The sequence below is a fragment of the Paenibacillus sp. fava2 genome, from assembly GCF_058313675.1.
On sequence record NZ_CM177755.1, the window covers coordinates 5,243,826 to 5,266,250 of the forward strand.

Sequence of the window (22,425 nt, forward strand, 5' to 3'; positions counted from 1 at the left end):
CGGCTCTATGTCCTTTTGGTGTTGGCAAAATGAAGACATTGCGTTATTCTAATATGCAAAACATTTTAACGGATCAGGAGGGGTTCAGATGCGGTACTGGCGGTCGATGCGATTTCGGATCGTATTCGGATTTCTCCTCATTATAGCTCCGCTTGTGCTCTTCCTCATGTACAACAATCTTTACGCTGCCCGTATTGTACGCGCCCAGCTTTCGGCTAATTACGGCAGTCTGATCCGCACAGAGGTCAATGCCAACGACGCGCTGCTCAAAAGCACCTATAATTTCCTCATCCAGCTCGGTACCGCGAATGATTCCGAAATCCTCTCCCTCAAGACGCTACCGGTCAGCGACCCGGAGTATACACTTGCCAAGGTACGGCTGTATAACCGCTTTTTGATCGATACGAATTACTACAAGATGGTGGACACCTTTTTTGTTTATCTGACCAAGGAGAGCAGTTACCCGCTATATGCTACCCAGAATATTAACAAATCCAATGCGCTGAACCAGCTGCTCAGCTCCTATTCCGCACAATTTATCGCAAATACACCTGTGCAAAGCGACCGCTGGGAGACTGTAACGATGCAGGACGGCGATGCCTACCTGATCAAAACCATCGATATCGGCTTCGGGATGCTTGACGGCGCGCTTGTCCGGACAGATACCTTAAACCAGACGTTATCTTCGCTTGATGTCGGGCCCGAGGGCTCCGTCTTTATCATGGACAGCGGGGGCAGCCTGCTCTCCTCCATCCAGCTTCCGGACAGGCTGGACCGCGATTTCCGCACAGCTGTGCTAAAGATGAAGTCCGGTGCAGACACCATCCAGTGGAAGAAGAAAAACTACCTTGTACTCACGGAAGCATCGCATTATTCGGACATCCGTTACGTCGTCGTCACCCCAGAGTCCTACATTCTCAAGAATCTTCCCCTGCTGCAAAAAATGCTCTATTACTGGGTTCCCCTGCTCTCTGTTATGGCTCTTTGCGGTTATCTCCTGTATCTGCAGCGCTTTTTGTTCCGTCCGCTGTCAGGTCTGATCGGCGGGATGCGCAAGCTCGGTTACGGGATGCTCGATGTCCGATTGCCCGCTCAGGCTGCCGACACCAGGGAATTCTCGCTCATGACAACGACCTTTAACGAAATGGCCCGGCAGATTGAAGCGCTCAAAATTGATGTCTATGAAGAGCAGCTGCGGGTCCAGAAAGCCGAATATAAGCATCTCCAGATGCAGATTAACCCGCACTTTTACATGAATACACTCAACATTATTTATAACATGGCCGCACTCAAGGACTATGCATCGGTGCAGAAAATGTCCCTGCATCTGGCCGATTACTTCCGCTTCCTGATGCACGGCGACAGGACAACCGTTCCGCTGGAGAGCGAGCTTGCGCATATCCGCCATTACCTGGAGATTCAGAAGCTCCGCTATGTGAACATGCTGGATTACGAGATCAGCGTGCCGCCCGGCCACCTGAAGCTGAATCTTTCGCCGCTGCTCCTGCAGCCTTTTGTCGAAAATGCCATTGTGCATGGCTTGACGCGAAGGCAGCAGGACGGCACGCCGTTTCGCGTAATGATCTCGTCTGAGGAAGGGGACGCTGCCCCGGTTCCCTATATACGGATTCTGATTGCAGATAATGGCCCAGGCTTCCCGGAGGACATGCTTCAGGAGCTGGAGGGCGGAACGTACGCGGAGGGCATGGGCGAGAAGCATCTCGGCATCTGGAATGTGCTGCGCCGGTACCGGATTATGTACGGGGAGCAGGAAGGCATTCTGTTCCGCAACGGTGCAGATGGCGGCGCCGTTGTCGAGGTCAGGCTGCCGTTGCAGCAGCAAAACACCTTTCGGGAGATGAATGCAGGCACCACACAACACAAGATGGAGGAGAATGGCGATGGTAAAGATGCTCGTAGTCGATGACGAAATTTATGCACTCAAAGGGATCACCCAGGGCATTGACTGGAGCGGCCTGCCGCTCACTGCCATCCTCGAAGCCGGCAGCGTCACTGCAGCGAAGCTGCTGATGGAGGAGCAGCACGTCGATCTGGTCATCTCCGACATTGAGATGCCGGGCGCGGACGGGCTGGAGCTGCTGCGCTGGATTCACGGAAACTTCCCGCATACTTTAGTAGTATTTCTGACCGGCCACGCCCGGTTTGAATACGCCCGGGATGCGCTGCAGCTGGGCTGCTTCGATTATGCGCTCAAGCCGATCGACCACGGGCTGCTAAAGGACATTGTCAGCCGCGCCCTGGCAGAGATTGCAGTGCAGCAAAAACGCCAGTCCTTCAGCGAACTGCTGGAGGAGCAGCAGCTGCAGTGGAACAAGCAGCTGCCCGTTCTGGTCGAACGCTTCTGGCAGGATCTGCTGGCCGGGCGTATCCCTTTTCAGCCGGAGCGGCTAAACCGCCAGTTCACGCTCTATAACATTCCGCTGGCTGCCGACAGCCACGTCCTGCCTGTATTGCTGAGTATCGAGCATTGGAAAGAGGATATGAGTGCTCAGGATGAGGCCATTATGGAGTATGCCCTCCGTATGGAAGCTGCGCAGAGCATTATCGGAAACTTGAGCGGAGTCGTGATTCAGGACAGCCATGAGCTGAACCTGATTCTGCTCTACTGCACCGGAGATCAGCTTCCGGACCGGGAGGCGCTGCTTGAGCGCTGCAGCCGGTTCGTGGCAGCTTCCGGGGAATTTCACTGCCAAACCTCCTGCTATGTCGGGACACCAGCTCCGGTGGAGGAGCTGGCCGAGGCCATCGGCAGCCTGCTGCAGGCTGAACGGGCCAATATATCATCGCCACAGTCGGTCATAGACGCGGCAGAGTCCGGCGGCACGGGAGCTCCGGGCGAACCCGGCATAGTGCCCAGCCCCGGGGAATGGGCAGAGCTGCTTGAACAGGGCCGGCAGGAGGAGCTGATCTCGCTGCTTCAGTTGACGGTAAAGAAGCTGCAGGAGGAGCTTGCCAGCCGGGAGACACTGGAGCAGATCTACTATGGTCTGATGCATTTGTTCTACCAGACCGCCCGCCGCAAAGGCCTGTCGATCTATGAGCTGGTCAGTGTCCAGGAGCTGAATGATCCGCTGGCAACCCGCTCACCGCAGCATTTGCTGCAATGGGCAGTCCGGCTCGCCTCCAAAACCGCAGATGCCTTTTCGGGCATGCAGCGGAGTGCTTCACCGGTCATTACCAAAGCTCATCAGTATATCCAGGATCACCTGCAGAAGGATTTAAGCCGGGATGAGATTGCCGACCTGGTAGGCCGCAACCCGGCCTACCTGTCGCGCCTGTTCCGCAAGGAGACAGGGATGTCACTGTCAGAATATATTACACAACAGCGCATCGAACGGGCAAAACAGCTGCTGGTGGAGTCCAATGACAAGATCAGCAGCATCGCTGAAGGTCTTGGATATGTTCATTTCTCGTATTTTGCCAAGCTGTTCCGCAAGCTGACCGGATTGACGCCGCAGGATTACCGGCGGATTCACCGCCAGCTTTAACCTGTATTAAACGCTCCCAGCCGCATCGGGCAGCGCTTCCTTCCTGTAAGGGACGCTGCTTCATGCGGCTTTTTAATGCTTTATTTTCAATTAATGACATTCAACTTTCATATGATGTTATGTATTTTTCCGCAAAAGTCACATATTTGCTATTCATGTCATCTGAGTAGATAGAATGATTACCCTGATGTCTCTATAATGAAGCCAACAGAGAAGCATCCTGATTGTGAAAGGAACGTGAGAACAATGAACCAATCTGTCGAGGCTGCCCCGCTCCCTCTCCCCGCTGCCGGCAAAAGCCGCCGCAGGCAGAATGTCGGACACTTGCGGAAGTTCGGAGCCTTTTATCTGATGATGACACCCGCCCTGATCTTCCTGCTTATCAACAACTACCTGCCCATGCTCGGCTCCGTCATTGCCTTCAAGAGCGTCAATTACCAGACCGGCGTATTCCAGAGCCCCTGGATCGGCTGGAAAAACTTCAGCTTTCTGTTCAGCACAAGTGATGCCTGGAATATCACCAAGAACACGATCATTTACAATGCGGTATTCATCGTCCTGAATCTGATTATCGGGGTGGCCCTCGCGCTGTTATTCAATTCCATGCGCAGCCGCAAGCTGGCCAAATTCCATCAGACGATGATGTTCCTGCCGTACTTCCTTTCCTGGATCATCGTCACTTATCTCGTCTACGGTTTTCTCAACCCTGAGATCGGGCTGCTTAACAAGTCGGTCCTGCCGGCGCTTGGCATCGGGCAATCATTCGACTGGTACTCTGATCCGAAATATTGGCCGTACATTCTGCCGATTGTGAACACCTGGAAGGGCATTGGCTACTATGCCGTGTTTTATCTGGCGGCGATTATCGGAATCGACAAGGAGTATTACGAAGCGGCCACCATCGATGGTGCCTCCAAATGGCGCCAGATTCAATCCATCACCCTGCCGCTGATCCGTCCGGTCGTGATTGTGCTGACCATGCTGCAGATCGGCCGTATTTTCTATTCCGACTTCGGGCTGTTCTATCAGGTTACCCGCAACGCCGGGGCGCTGTATGATACGACGCTGGTCATCGATACTTATGTGTATCAGGGGCTTATTGTCACAGGTGATTTCGGAATGTCCTCGGCGGCAGGCTTGTATCAGGCGGTTGTCGGTTTCATTCTCGTCTTTGTCAGTAATCTGATCATCCGCAGAATCAGCCGGGAAGACGCACTGTACTAAACCAGCGTAACGCTAATTACTCAGAACAGGAGGCTACCCCATATGGGAACTCTCACAGCAAAAAACACTAGACGCAGCCGCAAGCCCGTTGACAAGGCACCCTCGGTGACCGATATATCCAAACCGGCAAATACCCTGATCAATATTTTCTTCTGGATCTATTCGGCCATCTGCATCATTCCGTTCGTGCTCGTGCTCGTTGTGTCCTTTACAGATGAAAAAACGGTGCTGCTGAACGGTTACAGCCTGTTTCCCAAAAAGCTGAGCCTGTCCGCATACGATTTCCTGCTGAACGACTGGTCCAGCATTGTCCGCTCCTACGGCATCTCAATTTTCGTTACAATTGTCGGCACGATTCTCTCCATCATTATCATGGCGCTGTTCGCTTACCCGATCTCCAGACGGGACTTCAAGCAGCGCGGCATTTTCTCCTTCATCATGGTATTCACCATCCTGTTCAACGCCGGCCTCGTGCCGTTCTACATGATGTACACCCAGTACCTGCATATGCAAAATACTCTGGCTGTGCTCATCGTCCCTTATCTGGTCCAAGGCTTCTTTGTACTCGTCATGCGGACGTTCTTCACCAATTCAGTGCCGACCGAGCTGATTGAATCCGGCAAAATAGACGGCGCCGGCGAATGGCGGATTTTCGCCCAAATCGTCATGCCGCTCTCTCTCCCCGTGCTCGCCAGCGTCGGCCTGCTCTGCACCCTGAACTACTGGAATGACTGGTATCTGAGCATGCTGTTCATAAACGACGATACCCACATCAATATCCAGTACCGGATGTACAAGGCGCTGCAGGATATGCAGTTCCTGAGCTCCAACTCTACCGCCTATGCGGCGATTATGCGGCAAAACCCGAATTATCAGCTGCCAAGCGAAACGGTGCGGATGGCCATGGCGGTTGTCGGGATCGGCCCGATTATTTTCGCTTACCCCTTCTTCCAGCGCTTCTTCATCGAAGGCTTGACTGTGGGTGCCGTTAAAGGATAAACCCCGGGGAGTATTCCCGGGAAAGAAAGAGCTGTATCCGGCATCTGCCGGTTACATATAGCTGCACATACAGTAAATAAGGGGAGGCCTACCACTATGACTAAGGTTAACTTGAACAAAAACCGCTCCAAGCGTGCATGGACACCCGTATCCGCCGTACTGATGATGTCAATGCTGCTTGCCGCTTGCGGCAGCAACAATGCGGGCAGCACAGCAGTAGACTCTTCCGGCAGTTCTGATGCATCCGAGCTAAAGCCATATGAAGTGAAACTACTGTGGGAAGGCCCTGCGCAGAAGGATGTGCAGGCCGTCGAAGCCAAAATCAACGAATATCTGCAGCCCAAAATCAATGCTACTGTCAAAATCAGCACACTCGACTGGGGGCAGTACGACGAAAAGATGCCGCTGCTGATTGCCAGCCGTGAACCGATGGATATCGTGTTTACCGCACAGTGGAACGGTTATGCCAACAATGTCTCCAAAGGCGCGTTCATCCCGCTGAATAATCCGGATGGCAAACATGGTGATCTCATCGGGCAGTATGGACAAGAGATCACCAGCTCGCTCGATCCGGCCTTTCTCGAAGGCTCCTCCGTCGGGGGCAAAATATACGGAATTCCGACAAATAAAGAAATGGCCGCCCAGGGCGGAGTATTGTACCGCAGCGATATCGCCGAAGAGCTCGGCCTTACCGAGCAGCTGAACAAGGTTAAAACCGTCGCCGACCTTGAGCCGATCCTCCAGACCGTCAAGGAGAAGAAGGGTGCCGGCTTCACCCCGCTGTTCATGTCAAAGACCTCGAACTTTAATACCCACTACATGGCGCAGCTTGATTTTCTGGGAGATGATACAATCGACGGCGCAGTCCGCAAGGACGGCGAGGATACAACTGTAATCAGCCGTTTCGAAGACCCGGATTATATGGCACAGATCGGGCTGACCCGCAAATTTTTTGAAGCCGGTCTGATCAATAAAGATGCAGCAACCACCTCGGTCGGCGATCCGCTGAGCAGCGGCAATGTGTTCATGGCCATCGCTTCGCTCAAGCCGGGATGGGCTGAGGAATACGCCATTTCTGTAGGACTTGAAGGTAAGATCAAACAGCTGGAGCTGGGACCGGCTACCGTGTCTACCAGTGAAACAGCCGGCGCGATGCTGGCAATCTCCTCAACCTCCGAGGATCCTGCCCGGGCCATGATGGTAATCAACCTGTTACATTCCGACAAATACCTGATTAACCTGATCAACTTCGGTATCGAAGGAGAGCATTATACCAAGGTATCCGATAACGTGATTAAGTCCGGCCCGAAATCCGCTGATTACAATCCGGGTGTGGCCTGGGAGCTTGGCAACCAGTTCCTGAACTATACCTTCGAATCGGAAAACCCCGATAAATGGGAGCAAACCAAAGCGTTCAACGCTAGCGCCCATCAATCCCCTGCCCTCGGGTTCATCTTCAATGTAGAGCCGGTCAAATCGCAGGCGGCAATCCTGATCAACATCTCGAAGCAGTATGCTGCTGCGCTGGAGACAGGTTCCATCGATCCGGCAAAAGCACAGGAATGGTATGATAAGGAGAAGAAAAACGGGCTTGAGGATATTCTGGCTGAGAAGCAGAAGCAGCTTGATGCCTTCCTGGCAGATAAATAATTCATCACTTCCTGCGGCTTCAGTAATCTGATGAAGACGGAACTTTGTAAAAAAAACCACAAGGCAGCGGCCGGTGACAACAGCCGTACTGTCTTGTGGTTTTATTTGTATTTGCCTCAGTAAATGTCAGATAAACCCCATCCCCGCCAGCTTCGAAATCCGGTCCGGGTGATACAGCGCAAGCCCCGTCTTCATCCTCCGGAAGCCCTGCTCCTCATACCAGCTGACGGTGTCCGGATGCGTATAGAGCACAACATTGCAGCCTGCCGTCTCTTCAAGGATCAGCGCGATGATCTTTTTTCCAAGCCCCTGGTGATGGTAAGCCCCGTCTACCGCAATGTTATACACCGCCGCCTGCGAGATGCCGTCAGAGAGTGCCCTGCCGCAGCCGATGATTGTATCCCCGTCGAAGACAAATACATTCACTGCGCTATTCACAAAGGCCCGTTCGGTCTGTGCCGGTGTAAAATCCGTTAAACCAAAGCCGTTCAGCAGGCGGGAGACCTGAGTCCAGTCGATATTAGTCCTGTCTTTACGGTAGGTGTAGGTCATTGCAGTCCCTCTTCATCAAATGGTAAATTCCGGTTCCTGATCACGGTAATAATTAGCCAGAAACTGCCGGGTGCGCTCCGATTTCGGATGGGAAAATACTTCTTCCGGCGTGCCGTCCTCCACAATAACCCCTTGATCCAGAAACAGTACCCGGGTAGCTACCTTGCGGACAAAGCTCATTTCATGGGAGACCAGCAGCATGGTATTTCCTTCCTCTGCCGCCTTCCGGATCGTATCCAGTACCTCACCGACCAGCTCGGGGTCAAGCGCCGAGGTCGGTTCATCGAACAGCAGAATCTTCGGCTGCATGGCCAGCGCTCTGGCAATCCCGACACGCTGCTGCTGCCCGCCGGACAGCTGCTTGGGATAATGATGCATCCGGTCCGCCAGGCCTACTCTCGCCAGGTGCAGTTCAGCAGTCCTCCGCGCTTCCTCCTTCGGAATCTTACGGACAACAATGAGCCCCTCCATCACGTTCTCCAGCGCCGTCTTCTGCCGGAACAGATTGAACTGCTGAAAGACCATCGCCGTGCTCTTCCGCAGCTCCAGTACATCGGACTTGCTTTTTTTGGCAAAATCGATCTTGAGCTGGTCCAGCCTGATCGTCCCCTCATCCGGTACTTCAAGCAGATTGATGGACCGCAGCAGGGTGGATTTGCCGGCGCCGGATGAGCCGATTATGGCGACTACATCCCCTTTTTGAATGCTAAGATCGATATGATCCAGGACCTTGTGCTGATGAAAGGATTTCGTTAACCCGCGGATTTCAATCAAGGATGACATCCCCCTTACGTTTGCGCAGGCTTTTGAAATCAATATCCAGCCGCTTCTCCAGCAGCGCTATCGCCTGCTCAATAATAATCGTCAAGCCCCAGTAGATCAGGGCCAGCGAGCAGTAGGATTCAAAAAACCGCAGGTTATTCCCGGCCAGTATCCTCGACTGTGCTGTAATTTCAACCACGGAGCAGACAAAGGCGAGCGAGGTCCCCTTCATCAGTCCGATTAAGGCATTGCCGAGCGTCGGAAGGGCCACGATAAAGGCTTCAGGCAGAATAATCCGCCGCAGCACCTGCGGGTAAGTCATGCCCAGGGAATGCGCAGCTTCGATCTGCCCTTTGTCCACAGACTGCAGGGCAGCCCGGATAAATTCAGAGCTGTAGGCCGCCTCGTTCAGCGACAGGGCGAGCAGCACATAGAACAGGGCAGGAATGGAATTCACGTTGTAGCTGGTTTCATGATAGTAATTGTAGTATTTCAGAATCAGCGGAATCCCGGCGTAGGACAGATACAGCTGGACCAGGATCGGCGTTCCCCGGATAAAAGAAATGAATACTGCGCTCAGCTGGTACAGCACGGGTATTCTTTTCATCTTAATGAGTGCCAGCAGCAGCCCCAGAAGGAGCCCTGCCAGCATGGAAACGGCCGTAAGCTGCAGCGTTACCGGCAGATATACCAGCAGCTTCGGTATGAGCGTAAAGACCAGTTCTATATCAAAGATATTTGGCATCGCGCTGTCCCGTTACTGGACTTCAGGTGCAAAGTCGCCGTTCAGATACTCTTCGCTGAGCTTGGTAACTGTACCGTCCTCAATCAGCGCCTTGATCCGCCCGTTAACATCCTGGAGAAGCTGATCACTGTTCCCGCCTTTGCTGAGAATAAGGTAGCTGTACGGTACACCGATCCGGTCGGTATCTTCCTGTGACAGCGGGATTGCCTTCAGCTTGAGGCCAAACTCTTTAATGTAAAGCTGCAGCATGGCGGCATCAATCAGGTTGAAATCACTTGCACCGCTCTCCACATTCTGCAGAGTAACAACCAGTTCAGCATCGGTATATTTCAGGTTTACCGGCGTCTTGGCGGTTGACTTATTATAGTTCTCCAGGGCAACCGTATAGTTCACGCTCGGGCTGACCTCAGTCGTTTTCCCTTCCAGATCGGCAAAGGACTTGATGTCCTCCCGGTCCTCCGCGACAGCAATCACGAACTGGTTTTTGAAAATCGGATCGGAGTAATTGTACTTCTCCCTTCTCTCCGCATTGCTGGCAAAGTTATTCGCGCCGATCTGATAACGGTCGGAGTCAAGGCCTGCGAAGATCGACGGGAATTCCGTTTTTTCAATTTTAATCTCATACTGGGGCAATCCTTCAAAAATCGCTTTAACCACCTGAATGTCGTAGCCGTCAATTTCATTCTTGTCATTCACGTAGGAAAAGGGTTTAGGTGCACCGCCTGTTGCGATATTAACTGTAATTTTTTCATTGTTTGCCGAAGAATTATTCCCGGCTGCTCCTGAATTTGCCGCCGCCCCGGAATCAGCATTATTTCCGCAAGCCACAATCCCCGCCAGCAGCACTACCGCCGTCATTCCAAGTCCCAGCCTTCTCCATATCTTCATCTTTATATCCCCCTAATGATCTATTATTTGGTTTTGAATTTCTGCTCCGGGTCACTGCTGAGCTCTTGTCTGTTATGCGGCTGCGACCACAGGCCCTCATAATCAATCTGATCCCAGAAGCGCGTGTTGTAGTCTATGAAAATCACCGATTTATCGCCGTTTGCTTTTGCCAGATCGCGCAGATAGGTATTATTCTTGAACGCCGGAATTGCGTACAGGTCACGCGCGTACCCCCAGATGTTCTTGAAGTCGACAATGCGGCCCCTCAGCGGACCGAGATTCTTGAAATAGTAGGTATCAAACCGGGCCAGTGTGACAAACAGTCGCACATCAGAGTCAGTAACATAATCGCCGAATAAAAACCGGTTGTCCGTCAGACGCTCCTCTATCAAATCCAGCGCGGCATACAAATGCTCAAAGGCATCGTTATAGGCTTCAATGGACTGGGCAAACATCGCCTTGTAGACTCCATTGTTCACATTGTCAAACAGATAATCATTGTACTTATCGATGTCCGCTCTCAGCTCCTCCGGATACAAATCCGGTGCGCCTGCCTTATGGAACGGGGCGAACTCCTTCTCCAGATAATTGGTCAGCCAGACGTAATCGTTATTTACGACTTTGCCGGTTGTAACATCGATTACCGCAGGCACCGTCGGTCTGCCTTTATACTCCGGATCGGCATTGGCGTATAGCTCGCTCAGGAATTGTACGCCCAGCACCGGGTCCTTCTGGCCTTCGTCATACACAAACTCCCAGCCCAGATTCTGCTCATGCCTGCCGCGGCCCACCAGATTAATGCTGATTGCCTCTTCCAGCCCAAGCAGCTCTCTGACAATAGAGGCGCGGTTCGACCAGTGGCAGCCCTTGGCCCAGATCAGGCGGTATCGTCCCGCTTCCACCGGCAGCTTGCCCTCCCCTTCACCGAAGGGGGTGGTGAAATGATTGTTTTGCCGCACAAAGTAGCCCTGCTCATTGATTTCATGCTCGGTTTCCTTCGGACGGACACGCACATTGTTAGTGGTCATTGAATATTCCTCCTTGGTACTTAATTGCTGAACCTGTTTCTGTCATGCGGCTGATTCCAGACCGACACATCCGGGCCTTTGGCCAGCAGCTGATTCGGATTGTCGGCATGATTGCCGAGCTGGTAGCCTCTTTTAATAGAGTCAAAGTCTGTTGTATCCCCGAAGCCGGGCGTTTGATAGAGATCCTTTGCATAGTTCCAGATGTTCGGGAAATCTATGATCCGGTTACGGTTCGTGCGGAAGACGGAATAATAGGCAGCATCGAAACGCACCAGAGTAACGTAGAAACGGACATCCGAATCAGTGATGGAGTCGCCGAAAAGAAAACGCTGACCCGCGAGCCTCTCCTCCAGCTGATCCAGTCTGGCAAACAACACATCATAGGCCTGCTCGTAGGCTGCCTGGGAATGGGCAAATCCGGCCTTGTAGACCCCGTTATTGACTTCATGGAACAGGATGTCATTAAATTCGTCGATTCTTGCGCGCAGCGCTTCCGGATAAAGCTCAGGCGCACCCGCCTTATGAAAAGGCTTAAAGGCTGTTTCAAAATAGTTCGTCAGCCGGAAATAGTCGTTATTCACAACCTTTCCCGTAATTACATCGGCTACCGTCGGTACTGTGGCCCGCCCGTTGTACTGCGGATCAGTTGCTGCATAAATCTCCGGCAAATAGCGGATGCCCAGCACGGGATCAACTCCGCCCTCGTCGAGCGAAAATTCCCAGCCGTTCTCCGTACGGACCGGACTGGCAGTCCCCAGACTGATCACGCTCTGGAGGCCCAGCAGCTCACGGACAATGACTGCTCGGTGCGCCCAGGGGCAGATTTTGGCCCATAACAGGCGGTAACGGCCTGCTTCAACGGGCAGCTCACCCGGCTGATCTCCAAATGGGGTGGTGAAGCGGTTCTTTTGCCGGTTAAACGATCCTTCTTTGGTAATCTCATGGGCATCTTCATGGTTTACGACCCGGGTGTTCAGGACGGTTTTTTCTTGCGGCATAGGTCACTACCTCTTTTCATTGCAGTATTTTTTCGGTGTAGACAACCGGGATGGAGGAGGCTTTCAGCTCAACATCAGGCCTTGCCGTATATCCCAGGCTTTCATAAAAACCCAAGGCCCGCTGCTGGCTCGTGATTACGATCTTGTGAATGCCCAGCTCGTAGACCCAGCTCTCTGCCGCTTCAATCAGAAGCCGGCCGTAGCCCTTCTGCTGATATTCAGGAATGACACCGACTCTTTCAATTTTGGCGTAATCCGCATGGGTCAGATTGATGCGCGCTGTGGCAACCGCCGTTTCATTCTCCTCCAATAACAGATAGTGATACTGCACGCCATACGTTTCATCAAACTCCAGGCGCGCGGGTATCCCTTGCCCCTGCACAAAGGTTTTATTCCTGACCTCATACACACCGGCCAACTGCCAAACCGCATCTACTCTGTATATTGTCGCCATCCCTTACCTTCCTTTCAGCTGTGACGCCCGTGTGGGGTATTCCACTGGCTCAGATCCGGCCCCTTGGGCAAGATCCGGTAAGGATTAGCCCCTTCAGCCGCAATCAGGATCGATAAATGATAATGCTGCTTGATTGCTGCAAAATCAGTCGTATCGCCAAAGCCCGGCGTCTGGTATAAATCTCTGGCGTATGCCCACAGATGGTTGTAATCAGCCAGACGCTGCCGGTTGGCCCGGAACACAGTGTAATAGGCGATGTCGAAGCGGGCCAGAGTGGTGTAGAGGCGGACATCCGCATCCGTCAGCTGCCCCCCGAACAGATAACGGCTCGCCGACAGGCGTTCCTCCAGCTCATCCAGCCGTGCGAATAAGGTTTCGTAGGCTGATTCATAAGCTGCCTGTGAGCGGGCAAAACCGGCTTTATAGACACCATTATTTACATCGTGAAAAATCTGTCCGTTCAGCTCATCAATTTCCGCACGCAAGTGCAGGGGATACAGATCCGGTGCATCCTGCTTATGCAGCGGAGCCCAGGCAGTCTCCAGATCATTCGTCAGCTTAAAATAATCGTTATGTACCACCTTGCCGGTTGCCGTCTCCACAATTGCCGGAACGGTTGGACGGCCGCGGTAAGCGGGGTCGGCCGCCCGGTAGGCTTCACTTAAATAATGGATGCCCAGAACCGGGTCCTTACTGTCCTCATCCAGCGTGAATGCCCAGTCCGGATGCGGAAGATCCGGCCGCAGCGGATCTGCAGTGCCCAGGCTGATGACCTCTTCGAGGCCCAGCAGGCGCCGCACAATCACTGCGCGGTGCGCCCAAGGGCAGGCTGCCGACCAGATCAGCCGGTACCGGCCCGGTTCCACCGGAAGCCCGCCGGGATGATCCCCGAAGGAAGAGGAGAACCGGTTAGTCTGTCTTACAAATGAACCATTAGCGGCAATTTCTGCCGGTGTCTCTGTTGTATTGCTCATCTGGAATACCCTCCTTTTAAATGCGCCCGCCCGTGGGGAACGGCGAATTCCTCATCCTCAGGCCCGAGCGGATAAATTCCGTAGGGATATTGGCTGCAAATCTACTGGAATATATCCGACCAACCCCATCGGTTTATTTGATTATAGATGGGTAAGACATTCACTTATAGTAAAAATCGGAACCTCCGTTCACATTTTCGTTGCTTGACTTAAATGCCCCTACTCGTTTTAATGTGAATATCCCTCTAATACTTATAATTCACATTGGCTAAATTGGTATTAATGAGAAAAGGGGTTTTAATATGCATCTGCAAGCAAGACCGTCTGTCCTCTATCGTCCCTTCCAGCCAGCTTTCGAAAAGACGCTCCACTCCTATTCCGAATACCTGCCTTCCTTAAATGATCCTTTTGGCGGCGGCATTCAATTCTACGGCTTCTACATGGATGACCTGAACGTTAATCAGATGTTTGTCTTACCTGAAGGCTGCATGAGCCTTGTGATTTGCTGCTATCCGGACTCCCCGTCTGCCAATATATGCGGTACCCTGTTCAAGGGCAGACAGGGCATTTTTGTCCGCTCGGAGTGTGAGTACTTTGTCATTCGCTTTATGCCTGGTTATGCGGAGCATTTCTTCCGCTACTCTATAGGTGAGTTTAGTGAACTGGAAATCCCTGTCGGGGATGTCATTCCCCATGCTGGAGAACTGCTGGAGCAGGTGGCCCAAAAGAAGACCTTTCATGAGCGGGTACGGGCCTTTGAGGCCTTCTATCAAACCTACATACGGACTCAGCCGGAGATCCCGCACCTTATTGCCTATTTGACAGATCAGATTATCAGCAGCCGCGGTACCCTGCACGTAAATGATCTTTCCAGGGATACGGGGTATTCGAGCCGGTATATGATCAAAGCCTTTGAGCGCCATATCGGGGCTTCTCCCAAGCTGTTCAGCCGCATTGTCCGTTTTCAGCATGTACTGGAGCTGCTGGAGATGAAGGACTACAAGAAAACGCTGGAACAGATCTTTGAGCTCGGCTATTTTGATCAGAATCATTTTATAAAAGAGTTCAAGGAGTTCAGCCTGACCACCCCCAGGCAGTATGTCATTAAGGGAACTGCCGGGCCTGCGGAACGGTAATGCTTCATTAAAAAAAGGACTGCTCCGGGCCATGTCTGGCGCGGAACAGTCCTTTTATTATAAGCTTCAGCCTAGTCCATGCTGATCGTGAGCGCTTTGCCGTCAATCGTGATTACCGTTATGACCTGCTGATCAATGACTACATTAAGCAGCTTTTCCGGCTGCTGCTCCAGAATACCGGCTGCCTGGCGGCTCCAGCTATCCTTGGCGGGATTCCCGGCCGGATCGCCATAGACCGCGGACACCAGCCAGTGAACCCCCGGCCCGATTGAGGCCGTCAGGGTAGGCAGCACGGTCCGCGGCCGGAGCAGGTTCGTGTTGGCGTTAGGCATAATCAGCTCTGCCTTGCCGTATCCGAGCAGCTCTTTAATCGCTGTAGCTCCCCAGGCCGTACATGCAGCTGCGCCCGTGGGGATGATAAACTGCCCGCGCTCTGCTTCCTGACCGAGAGCAAACCCGCCCTCCGCAATGTCCAGCGCCCGTCCCGCTGCAATCCGGTGCACCCGGATATGCCATGGGAGTCCGACGATAATCCAGGTGCAGATTTCAACATCAGACCATGGCTTCCATACGGAATGGAGCACATTGTCCGTGATCTCCGATTTCAGGTTCCGCCTTCTGACCCGGTACAGGTTATCCCCGCCCTCGCTCAGGGCAAGCATGGAATCAAAAGCCCCCTGGGACAATCCCCACTCCGCACGGGGCACACTGAAGCCGAAGCCGGTCGAGTACACAAATTTCTCGTACTTGGCTGAGGTATGGGTATGCTCATTGGTGTACAAATGCCCGCTGTTGAAGGCGGCCACATGCCCGGCTTCACGCACCATAACGAGATGCGCCGGCTGCTGGACGGACACTGCCGGCAGCTCCGGCAGCGGCAGCTCATCTGCCTTCCAGAACGGGTGCTCCTCGCTGAAGGCCAGCGGCAGGAAGGTTTTGAGTGCCCAGTATGGTGAACCGGGCGCATTGTAATTCTCCGCCATCACCAGGTTAGGATAGGTGTAGCCGATCGTCAGCACGCCGTCCCGGTCAAAAATCTCCCGGCTGAACCACCAGCGCAGGTTGCGCAGCACCAGCCCCTTAACCACCCCTGCCGGGTAGCCTCCTTCTACCTCTGCATAAGCATATGCGCTCCAGAAGGCCGATTGGGCAAAACGGTATGCCAGACTGCGGCCGTATGGCAGCGCGGAGCCGTCCGGGGCGAACCAGCTGATGAACGCCGGGGCGAACAGTCTTGCTCTTTCCTTGAACAGCGCTGAACGCTCCGGGTCCTCCTGCTCCATCAGCTTCGCATACAGCAGCCCGTAATAATGGATGGCAAACGGCACATAGTAATCGCTGTGCCCGTTGACCCCGTCACTGTACCAGCCTTCGCCCAGATAGAACGCATCCATCCGCTGCAGGTTCGTCTCCAGCTGCCCTGCGTCATAGGCAAGCCCGAGCTTTTTGAAGCCGGCATTGACCAGCACATTGAAAAACAGCCAGTTGCAGTCATAGCAGGGATGGGCGTTGATCTGATTGAGCCAGCTGTACAGCCGGCTTTGCTCCTCGGGAGCAAGCGGCGTCCAGAGCTGCTCCGGTACCGCTGCCAGAGCGAAGCCGAAGACAGCCATCTCTACTAGCCGCTGGTCGTAATCAGCCACATCGCCCCAGTATTCGTCATGTGCAGGATCGGTGCCATGCCGGATGCCATCCAGCACGGTATCCAGTAGCGGGCTGGTTCCGCCGCCCATCAGGAGCGGCACCAGCCCCCACAACACCCGGGAAAAGCCTTCCATCTCCGCTACGGATGACGGATAGCTGGCCCCTGTCTTTCCGGCTCTGAGCCGGGCCCCGCCCGGACTGTACAGCGGTCCGAGAGGAGCGGTAAGCTGTTCAAGGGCCAGCGCCATATCCTGGCGGGTTACAAGCGGATTATTCTGAATTGCAGCTTTCTGCTCGCTATTCATCCCGTTCCCCCCTATTCCCAGTAGAAGGGGCCGGCTTCCTTCACCCGGGCCAGCGCCTCTACGTAGAAGAAGTCACCATAAATGAGCGGGACATCGATGTTCCCGTTCTCCGGGTAGTTACCTGTGCCGTGCAGCAGCAATCCCTGCTCCTCCGCATTGTCCCAGGTGCCGTAGTTGCTGTAAAGGGACTCCAGTATTTTCAGGGCGGCATTCCGGTACACATGCGATTCCGCAGCCGTGACCTGACCGGCCAGCAGCAGCATCCCGCTCGCTGCACACGAACCGGCAGAGGTATCGCGGAGGTCTCCGGTTACGCCCGCTGTCCGGAAGTCCCAATGCGGAACATGATCCTCCGGCAGCCGGGTGATGAAGAAATTCGCCACCTGCTGGGCAGCGTGCAGATAACGCTCATAGCCGGTGTGATGATAAGCCAGCGACAGGCCGTAGATCGCCCAGGCTGTGCCGCGCGACCAGGCCGATTCCGGCGCATAGCCCTGGCCGCCGCGTTTTTCCGCAACCTCACCGGTATGCGGATTGAAGTCAACAATATGATAGACCGAGCCGTCCGGCCGGATAAAATGCTCAAGTACGGTATCCATATGCGCTTCCGCGATATGTCTGTAGCGCGGATCACCACTCGTCCCGGACGCCCAGAACAGCAGGCTCATGTTCATGCAGCAGTCGATGATGGCAACCCCGCTGTTGTCTTCGCCTTCACGCCATGGATTCCAGGCCCGGATATAATGGCCTTTCAGATTGAAGCGCGCCGCCAGATAGTTGGCCGCCTTCAATGCCCGGGTGCGCGAGGCTTCCGAGCCGGTCAGCTTGAAGTTCGCGACACTGGTCAATATCCACATGAAGCCCAGATCATGATCCAGTCTCAGGTAGCCGTCAAGCACCTCATCCAGCCGCTGCTCACATTCCACGGCAACCGCCTTCAGGCTCTCGTCACCGCCTCCGGCATAAAGCTGCCAGAGCATCCCCGGCCAGAAGCCGGCTGTCCACCAGTGCGGTGCCGCCAGATCGTATTTTCCGCCGTGGCTGGCATGGGGAAATTCAGAGCCGATGCTCCGGCTGTTGATAACGGTCTTCTCCAGTGCCTTGGTCCAGGCCTCTTCCACCCATGTATGCTGTGCTGTCATGTTCATTTTAAGTTCCCGCCTTTGCTTGAATGGTTGTGTTTCTTCTATATAAATTGAAAGGTAAAAGCATAGCTGCCTTCGCTGCCCGGCCGGACAGCCTGAAAGTCCAGACTGTGCCAAACCTGCTCCTGCCCAAAATGATCGCGGTATACATGCTCATTAATCTGCAGTTCGACAGCTGCCGGATCAAACATTACCTTTACTCCGCCGCTTTCGTGTCCCGGCAGCAGCACCGCACCGGAGGATAAAACCTCCGGCTTTCTCCATGTAATGAAGCGTTCTGTCCAGCTCTCCGGAACTCCCGCATAGCGGTATTTGTCAATTAGCTCCAAACGCGGCAGTTCTTCCTTGTGCCAGACTAGGGTGCGGGTGAGTGACTGCAAATCTTCCGCCTCATAGGCGGCTGTCAGGTCCAGCGTCAGCTCATCCGCAGCCTCGCCCGTTGCCGCGTGCAGTACAGCGGCACTGAACGCCCGGCCGGCCTGCTGATACCGGCCGTTAATGACCGGCACCGAATGGCCCTGGGAGCCGTTGCAGTCATACCCGTAACGGCCGGCGCCGAAGTAGCCGGCCGTATATTCCCCGCTGCCCAGATCGGCAGCGTACACCTCACCGCGGCCGGTCAGAATGAACTGGCCCAGGTCATTATGGTTATGCGGCTCGTTGTTATGGCCGCCTTTGGCCGCGAAGCCAAAGGTGCCGGACGCCGAGACATGCCGCGACAGCAGCCAGGCCGCATCGGGAAGGTAGGTGCTGGCCGCCGGCCAGTCCTTATGCCCCGTACCGGACTGCTTCCAGATCAGATTGCGCAGCGCCGGAGCGAACCGGCTGCAATGATCCTCGGTATACGGAGCCCGCAGCTCCGCCGGAGGGCATTCAACTTCTCCGGGATATACGCCGGAGAGGTAATGGGACAAGCCCATATGCACATGCACCCGGGGCAGTGAATCGGAAAAATTGGCGGTAAGGCTGCCGTCAATGAAGCACTGCTGCTGGAAACGGGCGATCCGCTGCACCTTGGGCACCTTGAACCAGTCGAGGCTTCCCCTGCTGCGGGTGTGGAGCAGATCACTGTAGTAAGTGAAATAGCCGAACCCGTAATTCCAGTAGCCCAGCCCTTCCAGGCAGGCACCGTCGTTTCCGAAGCCTTCCAGATAACAATGCATGCTGCTTTCTGTCTTCTGCAGAATCTCCGCAAGAACCTGCGGATCTTCCACAGAGAGCAGCGCGGCGGCACCGATGGAGCCGGCGCAGACCGCTGCCCAGTTGTGCCGGGCAGTCTCCCATTCATAGGGTCCCTGCTCCAGGAAAGGCCGGAACAGCCGGTCTTCCGTTTCCTGTTTGATCCGCAGCCGGAGCGCCAGCGGAAGCCGTTCCCCAAGCAGCAGTGAAATTTCACTCAGCGTAAAGCCGGTCTCGGCCGAGAAAAGGTCGATATAGCGGTTAATCTCCGCGGCTTCATGCCCGACGGGAACGTGGGCCGGCAGGCACCAGGTGTATTCGCTGCATACCGCCAGGAGCATTTCTTCCGCATACTGCAGATGCTGTGCATTGTCCGGCTCCAGGAGTGCCAGGAATACATAGGTATTAAGCCTTCTTCTCCGTTCAAAGTACACCCGCTCATATTCAAGGCGTGAGCCGGTGCGCGCAAAGACGGAGAACAGCTCCGGGGTCAGCTCCGGAACCGGCTGGCCTGCCAGCCTTTCTCCTTCTGCCCGGATCTCAGCTATGTCCTGCTGCAGATGCCCGGCCGAGGCCGCCGATCTCCAGAACGCATCCGGATTACCGGCCGGAACATACAGACTCATACTAACAGGCTGCAGCTCCTGCACCCTTTTCAAAAGACTTGGCTCCGTCATCTTCCAATCCTCCTAATCCATCCGTTACCATGTACGGCTTATTTACCGATTGCCTGATCCCTCATTACATTCTCACCGGCGGCAATCCGCGCCGAGGTCCATTTCATATCATCCTCCGCCCAGAAGGGATCGGAGGGCAGCAGGCCGAGCGGCAAAAATACAGAGGTGCATAGATAGAGGCTGCCTGTATTAATGTAGCTTTCGGCAAGATCCGGCTGATAGCCGTACACTCCCGGCCGCAGCCAGCCTTTTTCGTCCAAATTTCCCGGGAAATCCATTGTCCGTCTGATAACAGCCGTCAGCGCGCAGCGTACCTGCTGCGGCGGCAGCGCATCCTCCAGAAAATGCTGGAGCGCCGCCTGCGACAGCAGCTGAAAAGCGCCAAAGCGGTACACTATCGACCTCCCGGTGAACGGATAGGTTCCGTCCGGGGCAATCATCTTTTCCAGCACGGCAGCATATCTCCGGGCCCGCTCCATAATGACCGGCTTCAGCGCCGCATACTGTGCGGAGTCCTGCTCAAACACCGCGACTACATCCGCCAGCATCGGCTGAATGACAAAGCTGTTATAGTAATCCCAGTGGAAGTCCTTGCCGTCCCCGTAGACGCCGTCGCCCTTGTACCATTCCATGAACATGTGCACGGCATAGCCTACACGCATCCGGTCATATTCCAGATCGCCCAGAATGAACAGGGCCGCTTCTACCATGGCGCTGAACAGAATCCAGTTGCTGCCGCTGGGCGCGGTGCGCCGGGTTTCTTTTAACGCGGTAATTACATTAGCTTTGACCCGGCTGTCGAGCCGTCCGGCAAGCTGTTTGGGCGCCCGTACCAGCGCATGGGCCAGAAAAGCGGCATCCACCAGCGGCTGGCCCTCGGTCTTGAAGTTCATATAATCCGGGGAAGCCGGATCGGTACCGGCATCTATCGCTTCCAGCATCAGGCCGGCATAGCGGGCTCTAAGCTGTTCCTCTTCACCCTCGAGCCCCTCAAGCTCCAGCCATGGCGCCATCCCGCAGGCCAGCCGGGCAAAAGCCTCCAGGTGGGCAAACGTGCTCCGGTCGGCGTGAAATTCTGTAGGAAGCTCTTCTTTTAAACGTCTGCGGCTCAAAGCATCGAGCACCGGATGTCCGATCTGCAGTAAAGTATCCAGCCAATATTTACGCTGCTCCGTAGTATTCATGTAAGCGCTCTTCCTTTCATTTGCACTATCTCTCTTTATAGTTTACTGTTGAGTTATTGCAATGTCTTTGCGATTAATGAGGTTTTATTGCGTTTATTGTGATGAATCGGAAGGGGCAGCAGGAATGAAGCATTCGGAGTACTATCAGCCGTTTCAGGGGGATATTCTGGCCGGAATCGGCAATTCGCCGGTCTCTCCGACCCGTGATTTTCATATCCATGACCATTATGAGATTTTCCTGTTTCTGGGCGGCAGGGTGAACGGATTCGTAGAGCAATACAGCTACCCGCTGCAGCGCGGGGATGTGCTGATTTTTAACAACCACGAAATTCATAAAATCATCAATCTGACCCAGGAGCCGTATGAACGGTTAACCATTCATTTCCGGGCTCCGCAGATCTATCCCTTCTGCACTCCGGCAACCAACCTGCTCGCCTGCTTCCAGAACCGCCAGACCGGTGAGCATAATCTTGCCCATATGGAGGAGCCGCTGCTTAGCGAATACCTGGACCTGTCTATGCGCCTGATTGAAACGGTGGAGCAGCCGAAATTCGGCAGCGAGGTGCTTACCCTGACTTACCTGATCCAGCTTCTCGTACTTGTAAATGAGCTATACACCCGCACCCGCTCTGATGTTGTAACCAGCGTCATTTCACCGCATATCCAGACAGCCATGAGCTATATTGACAGCCATCTGCAGCTGAACCTGACACTTGAGCAGATTGCCGGCGAGCTCGGTCTTGATAAATATTACCTCAGCCACATGTTCAAGCAACAGACCGGGGGAACCCTCTACCGCTACATCCTGCTCAAAAAAATCACCTTAGCCAAGCAGCTTCTGTCCGCCGGCACCTCTGTCTCCGACACCTGCTATCTGACCGGCTTCAACGATTACGCCAACTTTATCCGCACCTTTAAGAACATCACCGGCATACCGCCGGGCAAATATGGCAAGCTGGCGGAGCGGGCTGAATGAAAGGCATTGAAGGTACAGCGCTCAGGAGCGCGGTTTACTTATAATCGGTGTTTACTTGGGCGGGGCGTTTAGTTACACCGGGTGTTGGCTTATATCTGTGTTGACTTACTTCCAGCGTTCATTTACACCTGGCGTTTGCTTACACCGACGTTGACTTACACCCAGCGTTTGTTTGCTTACACCCGACGTTGCCACGTCCGGCAGCTTAACTGTATTTCGTGCAACTAAAACCGCCGAAATTCCGCTCAGACACACTTTAAGTGTAGTTCGTGCAACTAAAACAGACCCGCAGGGCAATTTCCCCATTTTTTCGCTCTTTTAAGTGTACAAACTATTTACAAACTACAGTTAAACCTAGTTTAGGAGGAAAAAAGGCTGTTTTAGTTGTACAAAGTG

General features: G+C 54.1%; 19 protein-coding genes. 7 read left to right on the forward strand and 12 right to left on the reverse strand.

Annotated features, from left to right (window positions below):
• Positions 1 to 88 precede the first annotated feature (88 nt).
• From AC4G46_RS23200 to AC4G46_RS23220, 5 genes are all read left to right on the forward strand, one after another.
• The gene (locus AC4G46_RS23200; RefSeq protein ID WP_491124787.1) at positions 89 to 1,927 is read left to right on the forward strand and encodes a sensor histidine kinase; all 1,839 of its coding nucleotides are present in this window, start codon (positions 89 to 91) and stop codon (positions 1,925 to 1,927) included.
• Positions 1,902 to 3,509: a helix-turn-helix domain-containing protein gene (locus AC4G46_RS23205; RefSeq protein ID WP_491124788.1), complete on the forward strand. Its 1,608-nt coding sequence runs from the start codon at positions 1,902 to 1,904 to the stop codon at positions 3,507 to 3,509. The genes AC4G46_RS23200 and AC4G46_RS23205 overlap by 26 nt, the downstream gene beginning before the upstream one ends.
• A gap of 246 nt (positions 3,510 to 3,755) precedes the next feature.
• Positions 3,756 to 4,733 carry an ABC transporter permease gene (locus tag AC4G46_RS23210; RefSeq protein WP_491124789.1) on the forward strand — a complete coding sequence of 326 codons (978 nt, stop codon included), beginning with the start codon at positions 3,756 to 3,758 and terminating at the stop codon, positions 4,731 to 4,733.
• A gap of 42 nt (positions 4,734 to 4,775) precedes the next feature.
• Positions 4,776 to 5,732, forward strand: coding sequence for a carbohydrate ABC transporter permease (locus tag AC4G46_RS23215; RefSeq protein WP_491124790.1), 957 nt, complete (start codon positions 4,776 to 4,778; stop codon positions 5,730 to 5,732).
• 96 nt (positions 5,733 to 5,828) lie between these two features.
• On the forward strand, positions 5,829 to 7,382 hold the full coding sequence (locus AC4G46_RS23220; RefSeq protein ID WP_491124791.1) for an ABC transporter substrate-binding protein: 1,554 nt from the start codon (positions 5,829 to 5,831) through the stop codon (positions 7,380 to 7,382).
• Positions 7,383 to 7,508: 126 nt separating this feature from the next.
• Here AC4G46_RS23220 and AC4G46_RS23225 read toward each other — a convergent pair whose 3' ends face one another.
• Genes AC4G46_RS23225 through AC4G46_RS23260 form a run of 8 tightly spaced genes read right to left on the reverse strand, consistent with a single transcriptional unit; the run spans position 7,509 to position 13,783 of the window.
• Positions 7,509 to 7,934: a GNAT family N-acetyltransferase gene (locus AC4G46_RS23225; protein ID WP_491124792.1), complete on the reverse strand. Its 426-nt coding sequence runs from the start codon at positions 7,932 to 7,934 to the stop codon at positions 7,509 to 7,511.
• A gap of 15 nt (positions 7,935 to 7,949) precedes the next feature.
• Complete coding sequence (locus AC4G46_RS23230) at positions 7,950 to 8,708, reverse strand: amino acid ABC transporter ATP-binding protein (protein WP_491124793.1); 759 nt, start codon at positions 8,706 to 8,708, stop codon at positions 7,950 to 7,952.
• Positions 8,701 to 9,441 carry an amino acid ABC transporter permease gene (locus AC4G46_RS23235; RefSeq protein ID WP_221800877.1) on the reverse strand — a complete coding sequence of 247 codons (741 nt, stop codon included), beginning with the start codon at positions 9,439 to 9,441 and terminating at the stop codon, positions 8,701 to 8,703. Before AC4G46_RS23235 ends, AC4G46_RS23230 begins: the two co-directional genes overlap by 8 nt.
• Positions 9,442 to 9,453: 12 nt before the next feature.
• Positions 9,454 to 10,329: a transporter substrate-binding domain-containing protein gene (locus tag AC4G46_RS23240; protein WP_491124794.1), complete on the reverse strand. Its 876-nt coding sequence runs from the start codon at positions 10,327 to 10,329 to the stop codon at positions 9,454 to 9,456.
• Positions 10,330 to 10,352: 23 nt separating this feature from the next.
• Positions 10,353 to 11,357, reverse strand: coding sequence for a glutathione S-transferase C-terminal domain-containing protein (locus AC4G46_RS23245; protein WP_491124795.1), 1,005 nt, complete (start codon positions 11,355 to 11,357; stop codon positions 10,353 to 10,355).
• A 20-nt stretch (positions 11,358 to 11,377) separates the two neighbouring features.
• Positions 11,378 to 12,355 (reverse strand): glutathione S-transferase family protein, encoded by a 978-nt coding sequence (locus AC4G46_RS23250; RefSeq protein ID WP_491124796.1) that lies wholly within the window; start codon positions 12,353 to 12,355, stop codon positions 11,378 to 11,380.
• Positions 12,356 to 12,371: 16 nt separating this feature from the next.
• The gene (locus tag AC4G46_RS23255) at positions 12,372 to 12,809 is read right to left on the reverse strand and encodes a GNAT family N-acetyltransferase (protein WP_491124797.1); all 438 of its coding nucleotides are present in this window, start codon (positions 12,807 to 12,809) and stop codon (positions 12,372 to 12,374) included.
• A 14-nt stretch (positions 12,810 to 12,823) separates the two neighbouring features.
• Positions 12,824 to 13,783: a glutathione S-transferase family protein gene (locus tag AC4G46_RS23260; protein ID WP_491124798.1), complete on the reverse strand. Its 960-nt coding sequence runs from the start codon at positions 13,781 to 13,783 to the stop codon at positions 12,824 to 12,826.
• A 302-nt stretch (positions 13,784 to 14,085) separates the two neighbouring features.
• Here AC4G46_RS23260 and AC4G46_RS23265 point away from each other — a divergent pair, with 302 nt between their 5' ends.
• Positions 14,086 to 14,919 carry a helix-turn-helix domain-containing protein gene (locus tag AC4G46_RS23265; protein WP_491124799.1) on the forward strand — a complete coding sequence of 278 codons (834 nt, stop codon included), beginning with the start codon at positions 14,086 to 14,088 and terminating at the stop codon, positions 14,917 to 14,919.
• A 71-nt stretch (positions 14,920 to 14,990) separates the two neighbouring features.
• Here the strand turns inward: AC4G46_RS23265 and AC4G46_RS23270 are convergent, their stop codons facing one another.
• Genes AC4G46_RS23270 through AC4G46_RS23285 form a run of 4 tightly spaced genes read right to left on the reverse strand, consistent with a single transcriptional unit; the run spans position 14,991 to position 21,053 of the window.
• Positions 14,991 to 16,868, reverse strand: coding sequence for a DUF2264 domain-containing protein (locus AC4G46_RS23270; protein WP_491124800.1), 1,878 nt, complete (start codon positions 16,866 to 16,868; stop codon positions 14,991 to 14,993).
• An 11-nt stretch (positions 16,869 to 16,879) separates the two neighbouring features.
• Positions 16,880 to 18,016 (reverse strand): glycoside hydrolase family 88 protein, encoded by a 1,137-nt coding sequence (locus AC4G46_RS23275; RefSeq protein WP_491124801.1) that lies wholly within the window; start codon positions 18,014 to 18,016, stop codon positions 16,880 to 16,882.
• Between the two features lie 38 nt (positions 18,017 to 18,054).
• Positions 18,055 to 19,869, reverse strand: coding sequence for a heparinase II/III family protein (locus AC4G46_RS23280; RefSeq protein ID WP_491124802.1), 1,815 nt, complete (start codon positions 19,867 to 19,869; stop codon positions 18,055 to 18,057).
• A gap of 38 nt (positions 19,870 to 19,907) precedes the next feature.
• Positions 19,908 to 21,053 carry a DUF2264 domain-containing protein gene (locus AC4G46_RS23285; RefSeq protein ID WP_491124803.1) on the reverse strand — a complete coding sequence of 382 codons (1,146 nt, stop codon included), beginning with the start codon at positions 21,051 to 21,053 and terminating at the stop codon, positions 19,908 to 19,910.
• Between the two features lie 124 nt (positions 21,054 to 21,177).
• On the opposite strand from AC4G46_RS23285, the gene AC4G46_RS23290 reads away from it, so the two are divergent.
• Positions 21,178 to 22,029, forward strand: a complete 852-nt coding sequence (locus tag AC4G46_RS23290; RefSeq protein ID WP_491124804.1) for a helix-turn-helix transcriptional regulator — start codon at positions 21,178 to 21,180, stop codon at positions 22,027 to 22,029.
• The last annotated feature ends 396 nt before the right edge of the window (positions 22,030 to 22,425 follow it).